At 41.1% G+C, this 25,269-nt stretch carries 21 protein-coding genes; 6 read left to right on the top strand and 15 right to left on the bottom strand.

Annotation, left to right across the window (positions count from 1 at the left end; all coding sequences use genetic code 11):
• Positions 1–33: 33 nt before the first annotated feature.
• The 5 genes from NMD08_RS27135 to trhI all read right to left on the bottom strand — a co-directional run bounded on the left by NMD08_RS27135 (position 34) and on the right by trhI (position 5,425).
• Positions 34–843 carry an AAA family ATPase gene (locus NMD08_RS27135; RefSeq protein ID WP_370620234.1) on the bottom strand — a complete coding sequence of 270 codons (810 nt, stop codon included), beginning with the start codon at positions 841–843 and terminating at the stop codon, positions 34–36.
• A 57-nt stretch (positions 844–900) separates the two neighbouring features.
• Entirely contained in the window at positions 901–1,878 is a 978-nt protein-coding gene (locus NMD08_RS27130; protein WP_000810361.1) for a hypothetical protein, read from the bottom strand.
• Positions 1,879–1,938: 60 nt separating this feature from the next.
• A complete protein-coding gene (locus NMD08_RS27125) occupies positions 1,939–2,316 on the bottom strand; it encodes a hypothetical protein (protein WP_000120822.1) in 378 nt (125 codons plus the stop codon).
• Positions 2,317–2,373: 57 nt separating this feature from the next.
• Positions 2,374–3,246, bottom strand: a complete 873-nt coding sequence (locus NMD08_RS27120; protein WP_000041927.1) for a hypothetical protein — start codon at positions 3,244–3,246, stop codon at positions 2,374–2,376.
• 394 nt (positions 3,247–3,640) lie between these two features.
• A complete protein-coding gene (gene trhI / locus NMD08_RS27115) occupies positions 3,641–5,425 on the bottom strand; it encodes an IncHI-type conjugal transfer helicase TrhI (RefSeq protein WP_000517885.1) in 1,785 nt (594 codons plus the stop codon).
• 179 nt (positions 5,426–5,604) lie between these two features.
• Between trhI and NMD08_RS27110 the strand changes: the two genes are divergently transcribed.
• Positions 5,605–6,477: a hypothetical protein gene (locus tag NMD08_RS27110; protein ID WP_000771834.1), complete on the top strand. Its 873-nt coding sequence runs from the start codon at positions 5,605–5,607 to the stop codon at positions 6,475–6,477.
• 28 nt (positions 6,478–6,505) lie between these two features.
• On the opposite strand, the gene trhN is transcribed toward NMD08_RS27110, so the two are convergent.
• The 8 genes from trhN to hdtA all read right to left on the bottom strand — a co-directional run bounded on the left by trhN (position 6,506) and on the right by hdtA (position 19,055).
• Positions 6,506–9,694 (bottom strand): IncHI-type conjugal transfer protein TrhN, encoded by a 3,189-nt coding sequence (gene trhN / locus NMD08_RS27105; RefSeq protein WP_000776701.1) that lies wholly within the window; start codon positions 9,692–9,694, stop codon positions 6,506–6,508.
• An 18-nt stretch (positions 9,695–9,712) separates the two neighbouring features.
• Positions 9,713–10,768 carry an IncHI-type conjugal transfer protein TrhU gene (gene trhU, locus NMD08_RS27100; protein WP_181231580.1) on the bottom strand — a complete coding sequence of 352 codons (1,056 nt, stop codon included), beginning with the start codon at positions 10,766–10,768 and terminating at the stop codon, positions 9,713–9,715.
• A 144-nt stretch (positions 10,769–10,912) separates the two neighbouring features.
• Entirely contained in the window at positions 10,913–12,424 is a 1,512-nt protein-coding gene (locus NMD08_RS27095; RefSeq protein WP_001256132.1) for a TrbC family F-type conjugative pilus assembly protein, read from the bottom strand.
• A complete protein-coding gene (gene trhF / locus NMD08_RS27090; protein WP_001286760.1) occupies positions 12,411–12,923 on the bottom strand; it encodes an IncHI-type conjugal transfer protein TrhF in 513 nt (170 codons plus the stop codon). The genes NMD08_RS27095 and trhF overlap by 14 nt, the downstream gene beginning before the upstream one ends.
• Before the next feature lie 277 nt (positions 12,924–13,200).
• Positions 13,201–17,505, bottom strand: a complete 4,305-nt coding sequence (gene rsp / locus NMD08_RS27085; RefSeq protein ID WP_001232109.1) for an IncHI-type conjugal transfer protein RSP — start codon at positions 17,503–17,505, stop codon at positions 13,201–13,203.
• 119 nt (positions 17,506–17,624) lie between these two features.
• Entirely contained in the window at positions 17,625–18,179 is a 555-nt protein-coding gene (locus tag NMD08_RS27080; protein WP_000235773.1) for a plasmid transfer protein, read from the bottom strand.
• 8 nt (positions 18,180–18,187) lie between these two features.
• Complete coding sequence (locus NMD08_RS27075) at positions 18,188–18,613, bottom strand: hypothetical protein (RefSeq protein ID WP_000836981.1); 426 nt, start codon at positions 18,611–18,613, stop codon at positions 18,188–18,190.
• Positions 18,603–19,055 carry a H transfer determinant A gene (hdtA, locus tag NMD08_RS27070; RefSeq protein WP_000952689.1) on the bottom strand — a complete coding sequence of 151 codons (453 nt, stop codon included), beginning with the start codon at positions 19,053–19,055 and terminating at the stop codon, positions 18,603–18,605. The genes NMD08_RS27075 and hdtA overlap by 11 nt, the downstream gene beginning before the upstream one ends.
• Before the next feature lie 443 nt (positions 19,056–19,498).
• Here hdtA and NMD08_RS27065 point away from each other — a divergent pair, with 443 nt between their 5' ends.
• Complete coding sequence (locus NMD08_RS27065; protein ID WP_072201439.1) at positions 19,499–20,467, top strand: IS5-like element IS903B family transposase; 969 nt, start codon at positions 19,499–19,501, stop codon at positions 20,465–20,467.
• 56 nt (positions 20,468–20,523) lie between these two features.
• On the opposite strand, the gene NMD08_RS27060 is transcribed toward NMD08_RS27065, so the two are convergent.
• Both NMD08_RS27060 and parM read right to left on the bottom strand, forming a co-directional pair.
• Positions 20,524–21,162 (bottom strand): hypothetical protein, encoded by a 639-nt coding sequence (locus tag NMD08_RS27060; RefSeq protein WP_012695436.1) that lies wholly within the window; start codon positions 21,160–21,162, stop codon positions 20,524–20,526.
• Between the two features lie 11 nt (positions 21,163–21,173).
• Positions 21,174–22,211 (bottom strand): plasmid segregation protein ParM domain-containing protein, encoded by a 1,038-nt coding sequence (gene parM, locus NMD08_RS27055; protein ID WP_000818954.1) that lies wholly within the window; start codon positions 22,209–22,211, stop codon positions 21,174–21,176.
• A 363-nt stretch (positions 22,212–22,574) separates the two neighbouring features.
• On the opposite strand from parM, the gene NMD08_RS27050 reads away from it, so the two are divergent.
• Genes NMD08_RS27050 through NMD08_RS27035 form a run of 4 tightly spaced genes read left to right on the top strand, consistent with a single transcriptional unit; the run spans position 22,575 to position 25,255 of the window.
• A complete protein-coding gene (locus NMD08_RS27050; protein WP_000718595.1) occupies positions 22,575–23,522 on the top strand; it encodes a metallophosphoesterase in 948 nt (315 codons plus the stop codon).
• The gene (locus NMD08_RS27045; protein ID WP_000700976.1) at positions 23,519–24,355 is read left to right on the top strand and encodes a hypothetical protein; all 837 of its coding nucleotides are present in this window, start codon (positions 23,519–23,521) and stop codon (positions 24,353–24,355) included. Before NMD08_RS27050 ends, NMD08_RS27045 begins: the two co-directional genes overlap by 4 nt.
• Positions 24,348–24,869: a hypothetical protein gene (locus NMD08_RS27040; RefSeq protein WP_000598517.1), complete on the top strand. Its 522-nt coding sequence runs from the start codon at positions 24,348–24,350 to the stop codon at positions 24,867–24,869. Before NMD08_RS27045 ends, NMD08_RS27040 begins: the two co-directional genes overlap by 8 nt.
• Positions 24,866–25,255: a hypothetical protein gene (locus tag NMD08_RS27035; RefSeq protein WP_000815011.1), complete on the top strand. Its 390-nt coding sequence runs from the start codon at positions 24,866–24,868 to the stop codon at positions 25,253–25,255. Before NMD08_RS27040 ends, NMD08_RS27035 begins: the two co-directional genes overlap by 4 nt.
• Positions 25,256–25,269: the final 14 nt, after the last annotated feature.

Genomic DNA, 25,269 nt, shown 5'->3' with positions numbered 1-25,269 from the left:
CCCGCTACGGGGGAGACTTACCCGAAATCTGATTTATTCAACAAAGCCCTGAAAAGGCAAAGAGCTATATCGTTTAGTAAGCACATTGGTTAAAGCAACTTTGTCGGGCTTCTCCATTTCAACTATCAAGAACCGCTTTATAAAAGCTGCATCTTGACGTTGAGAAGAAACGAACCGGCGAGCGCCTCCACTCATGTTTGTGTTTGCAGTACCAATAAATCGCGTGTAGCCATTAGCAGTTATAACCTCACCACCATTAGCACTGAGTGACCAGGGCTTACGTTCAATGGGCATGTGAAGTTTTGCTGCCGTATCAGGATCGATTTTGTCCACTTCATCCAGAAGAATGAGGTGACCATTACGAAATCCCGTTACCAAATCGCTGTGTACAAAACCTGTATTACCACCATTAAGACTGCGCTCACCTTCAAGCTCATCAACTCGAATATTGCTGTTGATCTGCTTAATTGTCAGCGGCCAATTCATCATGTGGCTAATGTACATTACCATTTCAGTCTTGCCAGAACCGGACTCACCTTTAAGACACACACTTAAATCTATATCCGGACTGATAAGCAGTTTAACCACTTGTTCAAGTATTCGGGGATTTGGTATGTAGTCTTTGTTCAGCGGAGCTCGATACGAGGTTTTAGTTTTGAAAACAGGCACAGCCATCTTTGGATCCATTTCTGGAATACCAAAAAGGTCCTTTGCTAGAACTAAAAGATACTCACCTTTATCCACATAATGTTTTAACTTTATAACATCCGGGGAAAGAAGAGCTTCTAATTTTTCATAAGCATCAGAAGATGTTTCATTTAACTTCATAGCGGCATTAGACATTTTTAACTCCGGTAAAATGCAAACACCGCCCTCTGGCAGATGTTTGCCAGTGGCATTTTATTTGAGATTCATTTGGCAAATAGTTGCCATCAGTTTCCTGATTTGAGGCACATTATAACCAAGATGATTTCCCACTATTTCAAAAGCTTCAGACATGATCCATTCAAAATGATTTTCGAATATTGGATTTATTTCTAACTTGCCAAAAGCGTTTCGTTTAGTTAACAGATCACATGAAACAAGCTCGTCAAACAACTCTAATGTGGATTTAAAAGCTTTTATGTAAACATCCATAATTTCCCTGTCAGTCCATTTAACAGCCAGTTTTTTTTCTGACATTAAATAATCCTGATCAAAGAAGATGTCCCAGCCCATATCGTCATTGCAATCATGCAAAATGATTTCATCATCATTCCTGCATTCAGCTAATTTCGTGTTTTCACTAATCGAACGATGCGAATGATAATAGAGCCATGATTTTAATTCCGCTCTAAATTCACATGCATCAAGTCCATGAGATAAACAAGTGTATTCAAATGATTTTGACATATACCACCGTGTTTCAGCTTCTAAAAGTGGATTCACTGTGATATTACCATTGTCATCTTTGAAGAATAACTTTCTCCTCAACACTAGTTCTTTAATGATTTCCAAAGACTCTTCCATAGCGGATAGAAAAACAACATACACATCCTCAGGGGTCCATTCTATTACCAGACCACCCAAATCTGGGTTATATTCTTCAACCGAATATAGATAATCTGTTTCTGCTGCAAAATTAATTGTATGCAAAATCTGATTTTTAAGTAATTTGGATTTTTCATAAAGGTGATTTTCACGCCTTTCAGAATCATAATTTATCTCAGAAATGTTACTTTCATCTGATTTAAAGTTTAATCCGGACGTGTATGCATCATTTAAATGCTCTTTGGGTGAATCAACTATTTGCGTTATTTCATCTTCATCTATATCGAATATAGAAAAAAAACTAAGTTGATTACTACTTATTGCAGTAGCCCTAAATTTTTGTTTCATGGGGACTCCAAAAGGAGAAATCCCATGAAGGGATTTCTCCCCTTTAGGGTGGGTTTAATGTCAGATCTGATTAAAGCTACTTTGTCCAAAACCTTTTAGAGGTTTAGGTATGTGAGCCAACTTACTTGTTGCTACCACTCTCATGTAGTCAAGAGGATGTTCTCTCCCTTCAATCATAATAGTATCGACAACAATATAACCGGAGACCATCAACTCATCACCCTGATTTATACCAGTGAAACAGGTTGAATACATTTCAGGCGACACCTTGATTTGAACTGAAAATTCTCTCTCAGTGATTTCACCATCAACTTCTGTCTTCATCCTATTTTTGAGCTTTATTAACAAACCTATACTCTGGTCAGTCATTTTTTTCTCCACAGCACTGATAACTATCCCGGACACTTTTACTTCATTGATATATTCAAGATATGACATTTTCCGCTCCTCGATTTGTTCAAAGAGAAGCCCCGTTAGGGTTCCCCCTTAACAGGATTAAATAAATTTATTAGTTACATACATGAACGTGCAGACTACCAAACAGGCAATTCCGGCAATATGTAACCAATTTCTTGTTGGTTTAGTTGGTGCAATCGCTAAAGAGTTCTCCAACTTCTCTGTTACAAGACGTCGATTCTCTGCTTTAGCCGCATCATCTAAATATTGAGTTTCACGCTTAGCGAGAGTCTCAATTTTCGATTTTATTGCATGGTCCCATCCTTTAGTTTCAAAAACGCTTAACTCACTAAAGGTGTGCGTCATGAGATCTTCTGGGAAACCCAGTTTTTTCATTAACGGACGAATGGTATCATACATTTTTTCTACATTTTCGTAGTGGGCCTTTACTGCGACATCAAAACGCTTACGTAAAGTTAATTTTTCACGTTTGCAAATGATGTCCGAAACCCAATTTATTAACTGCTCATTTTTGAGTTCACTGGCTTTTTCAAGTGAGTAATCCAGATTATCCACGTCAAGAAATGAATTTAATCCGTATTTTTCAAACTCCTCAACAAGATATTTATCCAGTTCAGTTAAGCTTTTAAAAAGTGGTACATCTGGGGAAGCTTTAAGAAGCTTATAAGCTCCTTCGAAATCAATTTTCTTGACCACGAGCTCCACAACATCCACATGATAATAGCTTGAATAAGCAGAAAGCTTTTCGGCCAACAAAGACACAGGCTTAAGAGACTTAAGTTCAATGATATTTGGGCCGTCCTCATTCAAAATAACAATCAGTTCATTATCACGTTCTGTATATTTCATCAGAACTTCTAAGAGCTGTTTGTTTAGCGCCTTATCCATCTCTGGAATAATTTCACTAAAGGTTTGATGAAGGGCTTTACTGCGAGCTTTATTTTTAGACATTTGGGGTCACCTATATATAGTAAGAAGGAAGAAACAAATTTTTGTTTCAACACGAAGGCAAAGCCTGTCATTCATCTCCCGTAAGCTATGAACCGCCTGATTTATACTATCTGGCATTAGAAGTACGCAACAAAAATAGCCCCAGGAGGAGCTAAATTAGTTACGGTTTGGTAAATTCAGATTGCCTTTTGCAGGCATGGGAAGTGCACCAGCGACAAAGGTGACATTTTGCCGGTGGTGTCTTACAGCTTGTTTAAGCTGGCCGCTTTTCACGGCTAAATCAACGCTTAACGCGAAAGTAACTTTAAGCAAAGTTACTCAAATTTGGGAGCTGATATTTAAGCTCATTGTTTTTATACTATAGCTTTAAGCATAAGTAAATGCCCATATCGAATTATTCTGTATAAAGTGGAGAAATTCGAATATTAGCTGCTTCTTTTATCTTTTCTTCACTGCATTCTCTTAAAAAGAAAGAAGGATCACCATACCACATTACAAAAAGTTGCTTTTCTGCACGCGTAAATCCAACATAAAGCAAACGTCTTTCTTCTTCTATTGCCTCCTCCCCAACTGATCTTTTACTTGGTATCTGATCCGCATTACAACTCATTATTATTACTTTATTCCACTCAAGACCCTTTGAACCATGCAAGGTTGATAGGACTACTTTCTCTGGGCTGTATTCCTCGTCCTTCTTCCTAGGGCCTAATGACATTGCAGCAGCACGATTTATCATATTCATCCAACCAGTCTTTTCTGCCCACTGTTTACAAGTGTCTAAAGCAATTTTTGTTAAGGTTGCTGTACCTTTATTACTCCTCATCTTGATTGACGACGATTCCATCCATTTCGTAAGGTTGGCGAAACGTTTTGCTATCTCAACTTTATCAGAACTTTCCTGGGTAAAGCGCACGAAGTTTGAATGTAATGTTTTTGTTTCGAGAGAACTGTCCTCCGGGATGGCAAGGTCGCCAAAAGTAACTTTTCTTCCTCTCATACTCAATGCCACTTCATCCAAAACTGATTCCTGTTCTCCAAACAATGCCAATACTCTCTTCATTAAGCGAGGATCATTTGATTGTCGGAAAAAGGCCATAAGGCTTAACACATCGCTTGTTTCTTTTTCATCCCAGAATGATTTACCTCCGTAACGAATTACTGGCTGTTCGATCAAACTTTCTAGCTCATCCAAGTGAGCATTATTGCGGCTTAGAATTGCCCATCCATGTGGATCCTGATTTATAAGGCTTAAAATACCCTGTATCTGTTCCTCCATATCTACATATGAACGAAAAGTGACCTTTCCCCCTCCCTTTTTTGCCGAGCGTAACTCTTTGGCATAACGGTAAACATTCTTTCCTATCAGTGCTCCGGCCACCTCTAAAATTTCAGGTTCACACCTAAAGCATGTGTTTAAGTAAAATATGTTAGGTCTGAAGTGTTTTTCAAACTGTTGAAATATTTTGACTCCTCCTGAGGATCTGAAGGAGTAGATGGCCTGATCATCGTCTCCAACTATACTCGTATAGACTCCAGCTCTTGTATGCAATGCTATCCATGAGAATTGTATAGAGTCAGTATCCTGAACTTCGTCTACTATCAAATGTGTCAAATCTAACGTGCGCATTTTTCCCGAATGCATTTGACCGACAACAAATTTTGAAAGAGCATTGAGGTCCGCCACATGGTCTTTCTGGCATAACGCCTGATAGGTATTAAACAAATGGATCTGTTGTCTGTTATGCCGAACTGAAATCACATCCGTATCCATTTCTCTGCCGATAGCATCAATAACGAATTCAGCTTCAGCAAACTTCATCGTTACACCGGATTCTTTCAAAGCCCGGTGAATGACAGATCTCTGTGCTGGCCCTATCAACATCTTTCCCGGCCAGCGAATCATGTCCAGTTGCTTCTTAACGAGTCCGTGAAAAGTATCCACCAGCACCCGGTCAAGATCCTTCTTGCTCAATCGCTTTTGTAACTTTGCTGCAAGTGCGTTTGTTGCAGCGCGAGTAAAGGTCACCATCCCGATTCTTGCATATGGATACTTTTTGAGAATCGATATAACCGCTTCTATCATGGTGAACGATTTGCCTGATCCAGGCGCTGCTATCACCATATTGTTTGCGCTAGCATTCTCGATAACAGGTCTTTGCTCTTCTGTTGGCTTACCCATTTCAACCTCATTACTTCGTTTTAATAATTATACATTTTTATAAAAGCGCTTTTCTTGTGTACTGCTGGTTCTACTGGAAATCACTTTTTTTCCTTTTTTATGCAATCAGGTTGTTTGTGAAACGCGTGACTATGGAATAATGGTTCCATCTCCAAAAGACATTACAAAAAGGGCTTTAAATGAAACTTTTACGTTTAGTATCTCTGGTCTCTTCTGTCGTCATTGGTTTTTCCCTATCGGGTTGTGCCGGTGACACCGGCACTACGCCAGGCACCGCTCTGAATGCGTACAGTCACGGCCAGTACTGGCATGCTAATGCAAATGATTCTGTCGCCAAGAATGCCTATTCGTTTGCTGGTTTCGACGTTAATTTTAAGGAGCAAGAGGTTACTCCTGGAGGGGATGCCGACAACTTTCTTTCTAAGTATCTCATCAATAGTTCGATGGGCTACGTAACAGGCGGTCTAAAAGGTTTTGGGATCATGAGCCTCAGCTCTTTGTACAGTTCTTCTGACGCCGAATACATCCAGGTCAATCAATACCTAGTGTTCGTCCCCAATCCAAAAAAATTGCCTTACAATGATGAAAGTTTGGTACGTGAGGGAGCTAAGTATGTTTTTGAGCATACAAAAGCAACTCAGGCCTCATTTGGATACAACCCTGAAAAACAGAAAGCAGCTCTGGCCACATGTAAAATTGATATGGCAGTCGTCAATAAATGGAGTACCTGTGATCTGCCCTCTAAGCCTGATGCTGATGTTTTCCCTACAGATTCAATGTACAGCTTTCAGGCGATTCGCCCCGCAACAGGAACCGAAATTCCTGAGCTAAACCTTCCCGCTGGTGATTACGCTGTAATTCGTTATGTGTTCATCCCATTTAAAGGAAACGAAACAAGCGCTGATTTTTCGGGTATCATTTTCCGTTCTGATAGCCCAAATACAACAACTCCAGGGGGTGTTGCAGCCTCCATCAACGGAAAAGATTATTACCTCTTTACCGGTGAATACGGTAAAAAAGGCTTCCCAGAAAAAACATTGAAAGCCAAGTAATTAAAAAAGGGGCCTAACGGCCCCTTCTTCAATATTTCGGCAACTGCTTGCCCGTAACCGGATCCAGCGTAGTTGAACCTACCTCACATATGGCCGGTCGAGGTAAATAGCTACAATCTACATTTTCCTCTTTTATAGCCTGAGCATTTTCTTGTCTGGCCTTTATCATATTTTCTTCACCGCCCATTGCTTCCTTGGTACGTTCTGATGGAAGTTGATAGTTCTCATTCTGGAATGGTAAGTTTTCCACAATTGATTCTTCGGAGAATTTTGAATATTGATCAGGAACTTCTCCTACCTGAACTGCATCATTAATCCACTCCGTCAGATCAATTTTATCGAAATCCAGTTGCTGTATTTGCTTTATTGATAGCCCCACGCAATTAGAGGCGACAGGGTCTATTCCTAATTGCGGATAAGCTTGTTGCATAATAACGCGTGACAACATGGAATTATAACAGCACATGTCTGTTGCTTTTTTAACGCATTTCTTTGTGAAACCAACATTCAGATATTTGACGCATCGTTCCGTATCTAATGTAAAACAGGATTTTTGATTCTTATGAATAGAAGCTTCCATCTCTTTCTGGTCGCATGCTACCAACATTTCTAAAAGCATTTTAGTGACCTGATAGGCTGTATAAATCCAACCGATCACGTTTAATGCAAGCATAAAGTTTTGAACCGCAGCCGAGAAGACAACCTCTCCTCCGGTAGTAGCAACGTTCTTAAAGACAAAGTCACGAACTGTATCTGGTAGCAATTCGTAGGCTTTCTTCATTGCCATCTGCTTAAGCTGACCTATACCGAAGCTGGACATTGTTTCCTGTGCCAACTGGCCAGCACCTCCTGCCCCTCCAGAAGTTGCGGAAGACCCAACTGCCCTGCTTAGATTACCAGCGACGTTTTCATATACGCTCGTTAAGGAGCTCGTGACGTTGTTCCACATTTGCCCTACTGTTTTACCAGCTGATGCAGTCCACTCTCCGACCGCATTAGACATAGAAGCCCATGTACCTGTATCACCGCCGGTCCATTTTATTAGCTGAGCATTAACTCTGGTCCAGTTTGTGTTTCTGATCATAGATCCGGCAAGCATGATACCTTCAAGTGCTCCTGCGGTTCCCTGTGGTGCTTCGCAGCAGTCCGTCTTTGCCAGGCCATTTACAAAGCCTACTGAACGACCACACCATTCAGGTTTTCCTTCAAAGACGGAACATGAATTGGCATCGTTAGGGTCTTCGCATTTGGCTTCGCCCTGCATGTACTGAACCATGTTTGAATAAGCCGCAACTTTTCCAAAATCGTTGTTCTCTTCCTTTGGCCCAGTTTCGCATGTTCCACCTGAACATGGGATCATGCCAACACAGGCATTTGTAGAAGATTCAACCTCCCGAACTACATCCTTCCCTCTGTCACAGGTGTATTTCTGTTCATACATGTAGCAACTGTTAGTGCCCTCATCGAACCAACCCTCTGCACATGTTTGTTTATCGAGTACACATGCTGCATCATTTTTATAAGCACTACATGCATCAGGCATACTCTTTATTTCTTCATAGTTGTAACAGAGGTCCTTTCCATTAGCGTCTTTCATAATTTTTCCACTAGCGTCATAAGAGCAAATTTTGTCTTTGGCCAATGGATCACAAAAGTAGCCTTCAAGGTTTGTCTTCCAGGTAAGAAATCCTTTATCACCTTCATACAGAGGCTTTGCCAATGAAAGCACGCTTTCCGGAAGCCGTTTTGTGCCAACATCCATATCTTTAAACCGATCGAAACGGCAGAATGTATTCGGAGCTTGTACAGCATCGTAACAACCAGCTGGTTCCTGGACGTGCTTATCTTCGAGCTTCATATTTTCAAAAGTCAGCTCAACCTCAAAATACCCTTCACCCTTCCCACCAACCCATACTCTGGATGCCATTGTCACTTCTCGATCAGGCTCCTCATACACCGATTTTCTGACCTTATCAGTCACATCGTAAACCTTGTCGAGTTTCCACGATTTTTTTAACTCCCAAGATCCCTTAGGAGCCGGATAGTCACTTTCTCGATATGCACCATCTATGTGAGCAAAAATCTGCGTGCCATCAAGTGTTACCCGCATGTGGTCATCCCACTCCGCGTTAACAATCTTTGCTGAGGCCAATTTTGCATCCGGATGGAATTTTAATGTCAGTTCGTTATCATATACCCCGTCACTCCAGTAGTTGTCATCACGGCGACCAAACCATATACGCACACAATTATCGCCGCACATCGACATGTCTCCGTTTCCGCCTGAAATGTAAACAGGGACTGAAAAATCACGGGTTATCGTGCAGCTGCTGAAGTTATCTTGCTTAGGCGAGTTACAGTAGAACTCTTTGTAATCAGGATAGTGTGTGGTTACTGTTTTTTTAGAGGTCTCAACATTACAGTTCTGAAGCCAGTTTCCAGTACCAGCAACAGCATTTGTTATCTCATTTCTCCCCGCAGTAAACATGGGATCGTTAGGCTTTATAGATGATGCCGGGTTGTCCTTGTTAGCATTTACGAGGGTGCGGTAGGCAACGCCATCATAACTTTGAGCATCAAATAACTGGCTTTTCCGATTCTTTATATCGTTTACAAAGCCATCCTCATCCCCATAACGATCTGCGGCATTGAACTTAATATCGCTGTGCTTTTGCTCTGAGCTGAAAATCTCTCCGGTATTTGTTTTGGTTCCAGGAGTAGTATTGGGATTACTGCTTATACCAATGTTGCCATTAGCATCCCGAGAGAGCAGCTTTGCCCCTTCCTTGGTATAGTTTGAATTGATTGTCCCTCCAGACATACTCGGCAGTTGTACGGCGCTACCAATGGACTTTCCATCGGATGCGGCATTTTTCATGACACTTTCATTTGAGTTCCCTGCCCCATACTTTCCGAGATTAAGATTAGCGGATTCGGCTTTACCCACGTATTTCTCGGTGATCTTCCCACTGACATTCTCGCCTGAATCCGCATTCTTGTACTTCTCAACAATGTCCTGAGCACTGGTTGTCGCATTGCGATTTGCGTTAGGATTAGCAAGATTAAAGTTACTTTCGAGCTGGTCAAATATAGCGTCTGCCGCATAAATACGAGGAGTCATTACCATATTTATGAGAGAGATATAAAAAGCCCAACTCATAGTATTGGCAATCATTGATGCAATAATAGTTGAAGCTATCGTTTTTCTAAGTTTCATTATTTTTACCCTTAGAAATCAAGCGCCTGGTATATATCTGACGCAACAGTCATTGTAACGCCACAACATATAGACATAATTATCATTGCCTATTTTTTTGCGCCCACCTTTAAGGGTTGACCAGTCATGTACCGAATCACCAAGACGATGACAGCAATCCGGCCCTTTCGCCTCAGGAGTTGGGAAAAGCATTGAAAGCCGATACTGGGAACGAGGTGTAAAGTATTCCCACGTTTTCTCACACATTGCGTCTGCTCCCATCGTTCGCATCAGCATTCCCTGGCGATGTAGTTTAGTCAGAAGACGCTGGGTTATCAGTGAACTCGTCCTTACAGCGTCATCATTTGCGTAAATGTGGCCGGTTAATGGATAAAGGTTGCCATCGCATCCGGCACAAAAGTATGCAGCGAGATTATCCTTTCCTGCTGTTACTGCTACACAGTCAGCAGCGCACACCATTGAGGCAATTGGGTTTGCAAAAACTACTGCCTCTGGATTCAGGACGAGTGTAAGCAGATCACTTTCCCACATAGGGTCCACTTCGCTTATATAGGTCAGGCTGGCATCTATATAGGGTTCAGCAGTGCACTCGCCAATAATCAGTAATTTGAGCATTGTCATGATTGGGAACTCCCAAAGATGAACATCGTAAAATCCGGCTTCAGTTGCTGTCATTGGCTGATTTGTGTTGCTTTTACCAATATCAAACTGCGATTTTTGAAGCATCGTGCCTTCAAGAAAGGGGCTGCACCAGGGGCTCTTTACAACTTCTACAATCTTCACCGGCTGAAAGAAGCTCAATTGCCAACCTATTTCCGGTACGCCGTTCTGATCTGTGCAGTAGCAACCCGGACGTGAAGGAGCAGCGCCTTCTGGAGCTGCCCCTATGCCCATTATCCTCATGGGAAAAATGCAGCTCCAACAGATATTCTTAATCAAGCCCTGCCACACTCCAGCTGACTGACACATAGCCCCAGGGACTCCAGCATCTGCTGCCATAGCCATACCCGGTATAGAAAGCGAAAGCATAACTGCTACAATGAACTCTAAAAGTAACTTTTTGAATTTTTTCACCATCATGCTCACTTGGATGTAATAAATGTTGCAACACTTTCGATATAGTCGACGGCTTTGGTAAAATAACTTCTCATCTGGTCCGGATAATTTAGCGTCAGCCATGTTGCAAAGAGAGCGCCTATAATAAATCCGAGTTTCATCTTATTTTTCCTCTGAAAGATTTGGGGCTCCGATACCACGGACTTCTGCCTCGCTAAACAGGGTGATCCGGAATTTATCTTGGTCAGTAGTTATAAGCGCAGGTGTGTTTTTAATCTGAAAGCGTGAGATGATCTGTTCGTTAACTTTAAACACCTTACCGTTAAATTTTTCACGTAAATCATTTAGGTGATCCCATCCATTATCTTTTTGGATACGGGTAAACATTGGCATTACTTTTCCACTACCCAGACGTTGTCGATACTGCTGCTCAGCCCATACCAGCTGGCCCGGATTGAGTGGATCGAAAATTATCATCGTCAGGTTTTGAGGAAATCTCGAAAGTGGATTAATCAACTCACCGGCGGAAGCTATTACACGGCCCTGCTTATCTTTTACGTCCTGAGTGACCCTCACTGTAGGGTCAATTAAAAATTCTTTGTGTTCCTGGGCAGGAGGGAGGTCGACCATCCATTGATTTTTCCATGTGTCAGAAACGGCCCTTTTTTTTGCACCTTCCCAGTCATATTTTTGTGCACGTTCTTCCAGTTCTTTAATGATGCTCTTTTCTTCAACGGGATAAGTGGTACCAGCAACCGGGAAAATATCCTGATCGGGTTTTTTAGCAAGTTCTCGCTGAAAAAACTCAACGTTGAAGGAGCCTACCATTTTTGCAAAACGAGCTTGCTCCCTAGAAATAATTGTCGGTACTTGAGTTACTTGATACTGACTGAAGCTATCAGGATCAATTGTAATCAAAGGAGATTCAAATTTTCCTTTGACAATCATTTGGTTTATTGCTGCCTGTGTCTCTGGTAGCCGAGTAGTTCCTTTCTTTAGACCATTGAAAACTACACGAGCTTTATGCTCTGAGGCCGTACGTAGAAGGTCTTCCAGTACATAATCCGGCAAGCTAAATGAAGCAAAGATCGTTATTCCATTTTCAGTTGATAGTGCTTCTTCACGTGTGCTATCCATTTTTCTTTCGAAGTCAGCAGCTGTGATGCCCGAGGAACCAAACAATTTTTCGATATTTTTAGATTGTCCTCGCATGACTTCCGGCTTATTTTCCACAGCTTTCAGAGCCGCTTCATTAAGGCTGGCGTTTTCTTGAATTTCATCACGTCTTCTAATTATATCGTTGACAGCTTCAGAGTTATTACTTTGGGCCCTGATAGCCTGGGTATGGTCTATAACTGCTTGAACACTATCCGCATTCATACCGGGGACGTAACCACGGTTTATTTGCTTGCTCAGGTCCTGGTTTTTTTGGAGTGCTTCAGCTTGCGCTATGTACTTCTGCACATCTGGTGATTTTAGCGTAGCATCAAGGCTAAGAGCCCCATCTGGCTGCTGTGCACCTTTAGCCTGTGCCCCAAGCCCTTTTGCTTGCTGAGCGATTAGGTCAGCATCATGTTGATACTCAGTGCTTGCATTTGTATTACTTAAAACTGCACATAACGCAAGTCCAGGAAGTATTGGTAAATATTTTTTATTTACATTAAAAGATCGCATATGTTTTCCCAATTACTGAATTCAGCTTTACTGTTCCCCAAAAACGGGAATCCCATGAGTGATCGGTTTGCCCAATTAGGAAAACTTCGCCTTCAGGAATTATCAATTCTTTTTCAATCAAAATGGACGGAATATTGTATTTCTTCGAAATACGACGTGCATTAGCTTCAAAAAATTTGTCCCCGTTATAAACCCCATCCATTGTTACTTTAAGTTTGTCACCGCCCACACCGGCAACAATTTTTATGACTCGTTCATTTTCTGGGATAAAACGTACCGATTTCGGCATGTTAAATGCTATGAGTTCACCAGTTTTAATACTTTTATCCGAATGATCAATCATATAAAAATCAGCAGGCAGGCACCCATTCAATAAACCGTATCCAAATGTATAACGGGTGAAAAAGACACACATAACGAGAATCAGCAATAAAATATTAAGGGGGACATACCAATCCAGTATAAGCAGCCCTCTCTTTTTAGGTATGTAGTCGCTCATATTTTTCTCACTGGCACTGAAGAATATTTTTACTAGGCAGATGCACCTCTATCCAAGTAATTATTATCCATGTTTTTCAACGCTCGGAAGTCTGCAAACCAACCTAATATTCACCTATAAGAATGTTAATTCCTCAGCATGTATACGCAGCTTTGTTAGCGGCCATGAAAGATGCCTTTGGAGCAAAGTTACTTTCCGACATTAATTTTTCAAAGGTCCAATTATTGGGTATAAAAAAGCCGGGACATAATGTCCCGGCTTTATATTTAAAAATTAACTACTCACTGCTTGGTATTGATACAGTGTTTTCAGACTTACTTGCCTCTTCAGCCGGTCCGAAAACTGTCACGTGCTGTGTTGCAAAGTCTCCACTATCATCATAAGCAATTACTTTTATGTCCTGCTTACCACGGTTAAGGTTTTTAGAAAGTGTAGCCGTACTACCGAAAACGTTCCTTAATTCGCCGTTGATGAACCATTCATATCTAACCATTTTTCCATCAGTATCATCACATTTATTGGTAAAGCTCCAGCTTAGGTTGGTTTCCGTGTAGCTCAATGTACAATTAGGCACTGCGTTTTTAACGACATCAAACTCAACAGATGCTGAACCTCTCTGTCCAAGTTTACTAACAACATCAATTGTAATCTCGTATTTCTTTTCTTTTAAACCCGAGATCAGTTGAGCCCAATAATTTTTGCCGCTGGGTATTACTTCACCGTTCACCTTGTATGTGACCGTATCTATCGAGTCCGCCGAATGAGATAGCTTGATGTTTGACCTTAAGGTTACATCGAGTGGAGCTCTCATATATTTGTTAGAGAACTTGGGTGTCATCTCAACGTTCATTGGCGTTTGTTCATCGACAACAAAGGTATTTTCGATACGCTGTTCATTGTTTCGGTTATCTTTGAAAACAACCATCAATGTATATTTGCCAGGATTTTCAATTGTAAATTCTTTGGTGTCACCTTCATCTTTAGTGATTACCAGATTCTCTTTGTCGTAGATCCATTCACGGGAATAAGTAACACCAGGATAGTCTCCATCCTTAATACCGCTCAACGCAACGCGTAGGGTGGTCGGTGCCATGTCGTATTTAAGTTTGGAGCTTATTTTCATCTCGGGAAATTTATAAACCCACGATTTGACAGAAACTCTACGGGTAGAAACCGTATTCTCCTTATTGTCCGCTAACCATGCACTGTATTCAAAAGCAGCATATCCCTGTTTATCCAACATTTGCTCAGTAAGGGTAACAGACAGTGAAGAGCCCTTAAATGTCTGGCCATCCGGTGTTTTCCATTCTTCAACTACGTTATTACCATTCTGGTACTTACTGTTAGGGTTCGTGAACTTACCTTCCAAAGTAACTTTTTGACCAACCTCTACCTTTGAAACCCCCGTTACCGAGACAGAAAGGCGCTTGGGTTTTGCGGCTGCCAACCGAGCAGACGTTTCCTTCCATGAAGACTCCTCTGCCAGTTCATCGGAATCAAGGTAACGCATCCGGGCATAAATCGTAGACGGTAGGGTATCAGCTGAAGCCACAGTGTAAGTTGTATCTCCCTGCACCCAGTTGACTTTATCCTCTGACCAGAGAACCTCAGCGGTGCCTGCTGGTATAGGTTCATCGTTATCAAGCAGGGTTACAGGTATATCTGAGCCCTGAAGAATGTCTGTAACATCTATACTGAGCTTAGGCTGCTTGTAGGTAACTACCGTTAAGGCATCTGTGTAGGAAATCTTGGATGTGAATTTATTAGTCATTTTTGCCCTATAAAGCCACTTTCCTACTTCTGTCTTTTTGATACTTACACTTCTCTTTCCGGTCATGTCGGAAAGCATGGTCCAGGTTTGACCATTATCAGAGGACTGCTGCCATTCGGTGGGGGCGAGTGCATCAGAGTTAGCCGTACTGGCAGATTTGAAGCTTACCAGAGTACTAAGTGGGATCCTTCCGATAATAAGGCTTTTCGACAGGTTACCCTCCAGTTCCTCACCTTTATAGATTCGAATGCCTACAGCACTGGTCTCACGTTTCATTTCAAAATCAGAGAATGGCGATCTGACCTTAGCCACACCAACCAGACGCATATTACCCAGATCCATATTTTCAATTTTAATCTTGGTTTCGACAATGCCCGCATCATTGACCGGCAATGCTTCAGTCAGCGCAGTTCTTTCGTATGTAGTTTTATAACGGCCTGTTTCTGGATCTTTGCCGTATACACTTTTTTGAGAGTATATCGTGACGTCCCATTCTCCCATTGTTTTACGGTCAAATGCACTTTTACGTGTGGAGTTGTTATAACGCCCCACTGTTACCTTTAAGGGCACTTCAAGAGATGTGGCTGTTTTTTTGTCATCCACTTCCATCGATGCTCGAATATTGAAATCAGGCACCGTATATACGTTGAGGGTGTCTGTAGTTCTTAATTCTGGATCCTTTGAGTATTCTACAGCTATGTCAAAGACGTTCTTTGTCCACAATGGTGCAGCAGCAACCTTGACCCTTTGTACAAAGGTCGTTGCATCGTTGTTTGAGGAACGATTTTTAAATGACGTTTTGACAGCCTCAGAGCCGTTTTGAGAGACGATCATCGTAACGTCAGCTGGTACCACCTTCGCTAATATTCGAGCGGCCTCCCCCCCGGTCGTATAAGCCAGAGCAGTGTTCGGATTGATGCCTGCTATGACTTTATTCTTTTTGTAAGAGATGATCGGGTTGTATGGTAATTGTGTGGTCAGAGTACGGCGATTCCTTGCGGAAACCGCTTTAGAGCCCTTCCCGTTAATCATATAGACTTGATAGTCGAGCAGATTCTCACCTGTTTTATTAAAGAATCCAGTTAGACCCGGGGTACGTCCTTTAAAATAGAACTCCAACCCATCAGGGACATTGTTCCACTGAGGGTAGCATGCTGTAACATCTGATTTTTCCCCATACCAGGCGAGGTAAGCATTCGCATTTTCCTCTGTGGTAAACAGAGTGCATTTATCACCAGCTGTTTGACTAAGCAGGTCCGTATACTGACGTACGCGCGAGTAAAGAGTTACGTTTTTTTCCAGATTCTTAAGAGTGAATCCAGTAGGTTGATAAGTGAACACGGTACTGAAATTTACGTTTTTTCCATAAAGGTTTTCAGCCACCACAGTAATCTCGTGATCCGAATTAACTGCTAAATCGTCTCCAACCGGCAGGTAGTAAATACCTTTATAATTTGTAGGTGTTAACGAAACTACTTTGTTGTCTATTGTTACTGATTTTATGTCAGCAACCCCAGCCTGCCCCTGGAAAGCTGCAACGATAATCTCGTTCAGGAAGTATACGGGTGCTCGTTTAGTTAATACCTGCCCATCTTTGAGAACCATAAGCGTTGGGTTATCAGACAGCATCAGTTTGCTTTCAGGCTCAGTGTACGTAGAAGAGTTTTTGCTCGTATTTTCTACTGTAAAAGTCGCTGCGTAGGACCCGTTTATAAGATCCGTTAAGTCAAAGATATAGAGGTACTCATCACCGACTTTTTGAGGTCCACTTACCGGCTGTAAAGTTCTACGTAAAGGGGTTGCCCAGGACTGTTTGAAATCAATCTCAGTGCCATCATCTAAAGTCACTTTAGTCGTCGGCTTAAACACGCCATCCGGAGTCATAGTGAGCGACATAGCTGTTGGGAGCCACCATTCACCTTCTGTTTCTTGCTGGGGTACCTTAACGGCCACAGCAACGGTTTTGGCTCCGGTATAGATGTCCTGGCCACCTACTTTGATTGTTTTAGCCTCATCGGTAAAATTCCAAAGTGTATGGTCTACTACAGGAGGCCGATAATCCCAGTTAACAACAAGCTTTTTGGATTCAGGAGGTGCGAAATAATTATTCTTAGAGTTTGCTGTAATTGTGATATCACGTGAACCCAAAAGTTCATCTGTATCACTGGCCTTAATGCTTCCAACTTCAATGGTACAGGAAGTTCCGCCAATAGGTACTTCACAGGCGGAGCCTGAACCTATTGAGATGTATTGAATATAATTGCGGGGTTCAACAGAAACAGCGATATCTTTGATCGCTTCATCCTTTAAATACGATTTGAAAGAAAAGCCGTCATAGACTAATCCGTTCAGGGATGATTTAAGACCGGTGATAGTTGGTTTTACCGGTGCCACACTTTTGATTGAATATTCACCTTTTACTATTTCAACTTTTTTCCGTTCAGAACCAGAGAAGTAAGAAATCTTGTAAGGTAGTTTTAAATCACCGGTGGTGTTGGGAACGCCTGAAAGAGTGAAGCCGTTAGAAGTTAATCCCAAGGTATTGGGTAACCACTCGAAAAAACAAACGAGGTTATCAACAGAGGAAGTCGCTCGATCATCAACCGTTACATTACAGGCTGTGCCTGCACCTGAGGCAGTGATAGTGTTAGAATTAACGTATGCAACAAAGTCGCCCGGCCCCGGGTCAAAGGATACGGCTGGCAAATCAGCCTGTAGCTTTCCTGAAATCATAATCGCTTCAGCATAGACCGCTTTAATCGGAGCAATTAAAGAAAACAACAGGGCTAAACCTAAACCTGATTTTCTCATGACGAATACCTGTTTTTCTGAGCAAAATTAAACTCACTTTACGATGAAAAACAGAAATATCCGTTCGTATAACATTTAAAAAAACCTGTATTTTTCCGTATATTCCGTATGTTAATGCGCTATTTTGAATTCTTGGCTTCAGATAAGCGAAGCGCGGTAATTATAGACTCGGAGCTTACCCAGGGCGTTTTTTGAGCAAGATATCCAAGTATGTAGAGGCCAATTTTAACGCAATCCATTTGTGAGACGGGGACCATGTGCATGAAGGGTTTTAAGCCATCTTTATCGACTGGAACTATCCCTGCGGATAACAACAAACCGCCCCTCTCGTTTGGGGTAACGCTTATATTTTTGTATACGACGTGGCCATGATGTGAGGTTTTCCTCTTATCAATCTTTAAAGTATGCATGATTCTAAGAAATACAGATGCCATCTGCATAACTTCATTCGTCGACAATTTTAGAAGTACAGAACGGTTTGAGCCCCAGTCATAATCTTTTTTTGCGTTCCTTGGAGCGACGTGCAATGTAAGATAATAATTATCAATCTCATTTGAAAAAGGTGAAGGTTTTGATGAGCTAACATCTTCATTGTTCATCTCAATGACAAGGGCTGCATCCTGACCAAATGCTTTAACATTATGGTTTTTAAGAGCGAAGTCTGAAGTTGCCATATAAAAAGTCACTTTTGATAAAACCACATACCGCCTAATGATTCATCATCGGCAAGATGCTTGAAATTTGATAGTGTAAATCCTGTTTTGGTTTCAGAAATCACCAGGCTGTAAGATGCCGTATGTACAAGGCGAGAATTGTTTAGATCAAGATCATCACAAAAACCAGGGCTTTTGACGGGGTCAGCCTTTTCAACAAAAGTTACTTTTGAAGCGATGCCGTTGATCACGATTTTCTCGTTATCAGCAATTTTAATGTTTAAAGAAGGCGAGCTTTTATCACATGGCAGGAAGAGTGATGTCTTTTTAAATGTGTTTCCAGTGAAGTCCAAAAGGTCAGGTTTAACCGGAACATTGTTTAGGATTTTATAAACTCCAGCAAATGCACATAACACAACAAAACCAGATAAAACATATCTAATCTTAGACTTCATCCCCCAGTTCCTCTCCTAAAAGTTTTAACGCGCTTACGCACATAAGCCTCAACTGATACAGTAAGTTATCAGCGGTTATTCCACCAACGAAGGTAACTGTACGTCGTATTGATGCTCCGCCAGGCTCGCACTGGATATGGCCAATACCAGAATCACGGAGGAAGTCATTTTCTGCACTTACAAGGTCTGACTCTACAGGTGGAATGATAACTTCAATGAGTATTGTATCAACTGGGGCCCACTCCCAATCGAACTTAAGAGAGGAAATTGGGGATATAGAAACAAGAAGCTCATCAATATTAAAAATTACGGGTTTTATTCCCATAACCTCAGACTGAATGAAGTGGCTTTCTACCATAACTACCGGAAACTCTGAAATAGTCAGAACTCCGATTAACTGGTCTCGGCGTAAACCATGTATTAGTGAGTTGCGAGATAGCATTCGATCAGCCTTTATTATAATAATCAATCATTTGGGACAAGGACAAAAGGGATTACAGAAACGAAGATTCTACATGAACATCGTTGTCAGTGACCTTAGGTCCATCGGGTATAAGGGTATCAAAAAATCCTTACATAACCATTAAACCACAAAGACTTTTTACGTAAAATAATAATTAAGTACCAGATTTATTAAGATAATTCTTAGGTTTTTTACAAATTTAGGAAAAATCCGCACTTCCTGTAACAGCATCCAAATTAACCTAAAATACCGTTTCATTAACAGTAATTTTACAGATTCAGCTGAAGCCTGAGTTTATTATAACAAAAAAAAGGCCAGCAAGTATGCTGGCTTTCCTGGTAAGACAAGTTGAACTCAGAAGTCGATTGTACTGTCTCTCACCTATCTTGCGGCTTTGTTGAATAAATCGAACTTTTGCTGAGTTGAAGGATCAGATCACGCATCTTCCCGACAACGCAGACCGTTCCGTGGCAAAGCAAAAGTTCAAAATCACCAACTGGCCCACCTACAATAAAGCCCTCATCAACCGTGGCTCCATAACTTTCTGGCTGGATGATGAAGCTATTCAGGCCTGGTATGAGTCAGCAACACCTTCTTCACGAGGCAGACCTCAGCGCTATTCTGACCTTGCCATCACGACTGTGCTGGTCATTAAACGCGTATTCAGGCTGACCCTGCGCGCTGCGCAGGGCTTTATTGATTCCATTTTTTCTCTGATGAACGTTCCGCTACGCTGCCCGGATTACAGCTGTGTCAGCAGGCGGGCAAAGTCGGTTAATGTCAGTTTCAAAACGCCCACCCGGGGTGAAATCGCACACCTGGTAATTGATTCCACCGGGCTGAAGGTCTTCGGTGAAGGCGAGTGGAAAGTCAAAAAGCATGGCCAGGAACGCCGTCGTATATGGCGAAAGTTGCATCTGGCAGTTGACAGCAACACACATGAAATCATCTGTGCAGACCTGTCGCTGAACAACGTTACGGACTCAGAGGCCTTCCCCGGGTTAATCCGGCAAACCCACCGGAAAATCAGGTCAGCCGCCGCCGATGGCGCTTACGATACCCGGCTATGTCACGATGAACTGCGGCGTAAGAAAATCAGCGCGCTTATCCCTCCCCGAAAAGGTGCGGGTTACTGGCCCGGTGAATATGCAGACCGTAACCGTGCAGTGGCTAATCAGCGAATGACCGGGAGTAATGCGCGGTGGAAATGGACAACAGATTACAATCGTCGCTCGATAGCGGAAACGGCGATGTACCGGGTAAAACAGCTGTTCGGGGGTTCACTGACGCTGCGTGACTACGATGGTCAGGTTGCGGAGGCTATGGCCCTGGTACGAGCGCTGAACAAAATGACGAAAGCAGGTATGCCTGAAAGCGTGCGTATTGCCTGAAAACACAACCCGCTACGGGGGAGACTTACCCGAAATCTGATTTATTCAACAAAGCCCTATCTTGCCAAAGTCGCTAGTCGCTTGTTTGCCTTAGCTTTAGATTTTATGCTTATGGAGGCGGTTTGATTTTCATCCGATACTTTTTCTAGCACTGGCACCACAGAGGAAATGGACTTTTCTTTTGAAATTTTGGATGCACCTGAAGAAAGTGGGCTTTCAGATGGTATAGAGGTATCGCTTCCCTCATTTTCAATCTTCACACCAAAGCAGGCATGTTCCTTTTGTACAAGGAAGGTTTCTTTTACAGAAACAGAATCCTGCTTTGAATTATCTAATTGTAGAGGTGTTAAATACTCCTTAAACTTTTGATCTAAGACATTCTCTAGCAATACATTAATAGGAGGCTTAGGTTCAGTATCTATAGTATTTCCATCATTCAGAAACCTATTAAGATCTGCAAGTGTTAATCTTTCGTTTAAACCATTTATAAAATTTGCCAAGTCAGGAAATAAATTATTTAATACCAACCCGGTACTAATAGCCGACCTAATTAAATCCAGTTGGTCACCCCTATGACAAAGTTCTGTTTTTTTCAAGAAACTATAAACATAGGGTGCTTTTCTTTCGGATATCCAGAAAGACCGGATCTGAATCCGGTCGTTATCTGCCTTATTTGAGATAGGGTATTTAGCCATGTTCTAGCTCATTATTCTGAATAAATAGTATCAGCAATTGCCAAAGATAATGCGAACTGCGGATTGTCTACCATGATAACTTTAGCCGTTTCAAAATGTTTACGAATAGCTGTTTCGATGAGATATGAACCTCCCCCAACAAGGAAAACATTATGAGGCCTCTCTTCGACTTGTGTAACCGCTCTGATTACTTTACTTTGCAACTTCTGTACCGCAGAGTTTACCGCATCAAAAACACCGTCACGCTTGTCCTCTGCAACCTTCAAAGCTGATTTATCATGACGATTATCAACAAGATGATGAATGTAAGCATTACTCGTATTCAGTTTCTCAGATTCAAGATACCTGCTGATCTCATCGTAAACAATAGAACAACCAATACGGTCAAAACCTTTTACTTTCGAAATCTGTTCTAATTGCCCAGTAATACTTGCAACATCAAGAGTAGTACCACCAAGATCAATTACCAAACTTGATTCAAATGAAGCAATATCCTCAATTTCATCTGCCCGGGTCACAGCTGGTAAAGATTCAGGGAAAACAGTCACAGACAAAACGTTAAAAGAATAGCGTTTACCGTCAAGATAACGCTCTACTGGTTTCATCAGATTATCTTTTTTTCTCTGAATATTTTCAATATTCGTTTCCCCTAAAGCAGTATAGAACTGGCTAAGTGGTAAAGTAACAAAGAGGTGAACATCCTGAGGAACTAAACCAGAAGCATGAAGTGCATGGTGAACATTTAACCGGCTAATTTCATCGTATTGGTGAGATACATCAGTCGATTCCAGTGAGTTACTAGATTCGCTGTGATGCGAAAACCTTTCCAGCCCATCAATAAGATAGTTAAAAGGATTGAGACCCTCATGGCGAACACGGAAATCTGGAACAAAACTATTTTGTGTAAGCAAGGGAACTAATTCGTTTCTTTCATTAAGACAAACCAGTTTTGCAGCTTTACTTCCATCATCGACAACGATTTTTAAAGCTTCAGTGATATCCTGCACTGATGGTGAAACAGGACTTTCAGATTTTAATAGTTCAGCCATAAAAACTCTCTTTTATTAATAGGACCATATTAGATATTAACTTTATACATTAATGGTGACCTATTATCAACATTAACACTATTAAAAAAATACGTAAGTCTATGTTATTTCAGCATCCTTCCATTTTAAATACCTTACCGTTAAATTTCCTGTATTCATGTATTAACCATGTTTATAAAGGAGCCAATTATAATCAGAAAGTTACTTTGCATCCTAAGTATGAACTGTTTGAGAGCCAGGACTGGGGCCTTTACCTGTAAGTAACAAAGGTCCTTAGGCTTAGAATCCAAAATGACGCCTTTTTGTAAAAAAATCATAGTTCGAAATACCGTATCATCGATGTAAACATACGTAGAGGAATTTATGGCAGCTGAGCACGTCCAAACTATAGACCTTACAAACTTCTCCGGAAGGATTTTCTTTCTGGCAGATCCTCATGGACATTACTCTGCGCTGTGCAACTTGATCCAATCAGTTACAAAGCCAGAAGAAGAGATAGTAATTTTCTCTACTGGAAATTTGTTTGACTATGGGCCGGAACCCATAGAATTGATGAAGGCGATAAACAGTGGCTTTTTCGATGGACGTTTTGTGAGGCATTTCTCAGCTGCCGGAGCCGGAGAAGAAATGTTAAAAAAATTGTTACCATTAAACAAAGACCGGAGAACATTTTACCCCAGCACATACCTCAATGAGAGATGGTGTGTAATGGGCGGAAAGTGGCATAAAGCTGTGAATCGTTACTATTTAGAGGAAGAGGTAAAAAAACTTCTTAATACCCAGCTTGGTACGATGATGCAGATTTTACTAAAAGGCGATATAAAAATTGGGGTTTGCCCTTCTGATTACGCCCCTATCCGCACATCATTCACTGATACTTATAATGCGCTTCAAGCATTCAACTATGCCAATGTGAATATTTTTCAGAGCCAGTTTCTATTCGGTATGGACCATGCCGTAATACCAATGATGATAAATGACGTCAACCTTATGGTCCTAGGTAGGAATCCTGTAAACAGCATTCGAAAAGCCCATGGTCGTACTCAAAACAATCTTCCAGTACTGATCGGTAATTGTTTGCATATAAATACTGGATCACTCTATATGTCAAAATTAGAAGACCAGGTAATAGTTGCTCCGGGTATACCGCAAACTGACTCACCAGCACTTACATTAGTAGAAATAATCATGAAGAACAATCCAGTTTTATTGTGTCATCAGCTAATACAAACAACAAACAAGTTTTATTCACTTAAAACCTATCCTTTAGAACTCGATTCGATTGAAAACAACATTGAGGTAACAAGATGAAGATAAATTGGAAGATTATCTCAATTTCAACATTACTTTTGCATCTTCACGCAGCAGCTGCACCACATCAAGAGAAAGAGCATAGAAAAGATGCTTTTTCTTCTGCCGCACAGAAAAGTGATTCACTTATATCTGCTAAAGCGGAGCTTATAAACGGAAGGTGGTTTATAAATGGTAAATATAGGCCTGTTCTAAAGACCAGCATGACCAAAACCAATTTCTTAGAAATCATGAATGTTTCAAATAAAGAATCACTTTTTATTGTGATACCAAAACTTGAGTATAATATCATTGCCAAAAATAAAATCTTACTAAATGAAAAAATTGCATTAAGCGAAGGCACATCCGGAAAAAGCATTGTTTGGGTCGAGCCAAAATCAAGTCTAACTATATCGTTTATAAATGACCTTGCTAATACGCCCCTTCAGGCTATCGTTTCGATCACAAGAAACAACAAAGATATAATTGCCATCTTTGGACCGGATCAGGGTAAAGGGTTTACTCTTCCCGGAAATACGTCTAATGATCAAGTGTCCGTTCCTGACTATTCTGACCTAAATATAAAAAAACTTAACATACCTCAAAGTGTTGGTAATCCAGTAACCATCAATCCTAAAGAGAAGAATTACCTCTTAGTTGGACAAGGAAAATATGAAATCTTATCTCTTCCTAAATATCAACATTTAGTATTTTCTGAACCCGTTTATATTGAGAAAAGAAAAAATATCCTCGGTGGTTATGGTTATTGGACGAAAGAAACAATTCTCTACCCCGGTGAATCATTATCTTTTATAACGAGCGCCAAAAACAATCTAAGGAAGCGGGATGATTAAAGTTATCACACTTTTATTGTTTGCATTACTGACTGGTTGTCAGTCAGTAGAAAGTAAAATCGAAGAACTCCCGACAGTTGGTTTTGACCCTATTCTATACAATAAAAGTGAGGCCTTTACTGACGGAAAAGTTACTTTACGTGTCGAAAGTTCAGGAACTGATGTTTGGCTTGTCGCCAAGAATGGAACCAGAAGTTTTATTGAGCTTTCAGGCCTAACGCTAGGTGGTAGTCGTTGTGCTTACAATGCCCGTAGTAAGCAACTTTTGCCCCCAGGCAGCGTAAGCACATTCGTAGTTCCTACGGTTGGAATGCTTGGACTTTGCTTCAACAATGAAGATCAACTTATGTTTATTAACCGTGCTTTTAGCAGAATCTCTCCCAAAGCAAAAGGAAAAGATTCGCTTTCGCTTTTATTTTCTGTTAGTTACGATTTTCCCGGAAAAGCGGACCTAATTACTAACCACGATTTTCAAGAGTTATATCTTTTATTTTTGAATGAGGATAATCTATGAAACAAACATTAATTGTTATTTTAATATGTTTTTGTCACACGGCTTTAGCATATCCATACCGTATCTATACTGTCCCGGAAGGGGCATTAGTAAAAAACATACTAACTAATGAATATCTAGGAAAAACCCCTGTGGTTGTGGACGTGAGCAATACCGAAGCTGGTTCTACTTTTGGGATTTCATTATTTAGACATGAAAATGTTGCTATAAAGATTTTTACAGTAATGCCTTCAGCAGAAAATAATTTTGCTGTTTCTGGACCTGACGTTGCAACTATGTCATTGCCGGGAAAAGCACCTTTAAACGTAGTAAATGATGGGAATGGCGCTTCTGTTCATATAGAACTAAGACCTTATATGTCTGAACCTGCGCACACCCCATATTAATATAACAAGAAATT

Origin of the sequence: Citrobacter meridianamericanus (assembly GCF_041320245.1) — a bacterium.
GTDB classification, from domain to species: Bacteria; Pseudomonadota; Gammaproteobacteria; order Enterobacterales; family Enterobacteriaceae; genus Citrobacter; species Citrobacter meridianamericanus.
Note: the sequence above shows the minus strand (reverse complement) of the source record. Positions and strands in the feature narration are given on the sequence as shown.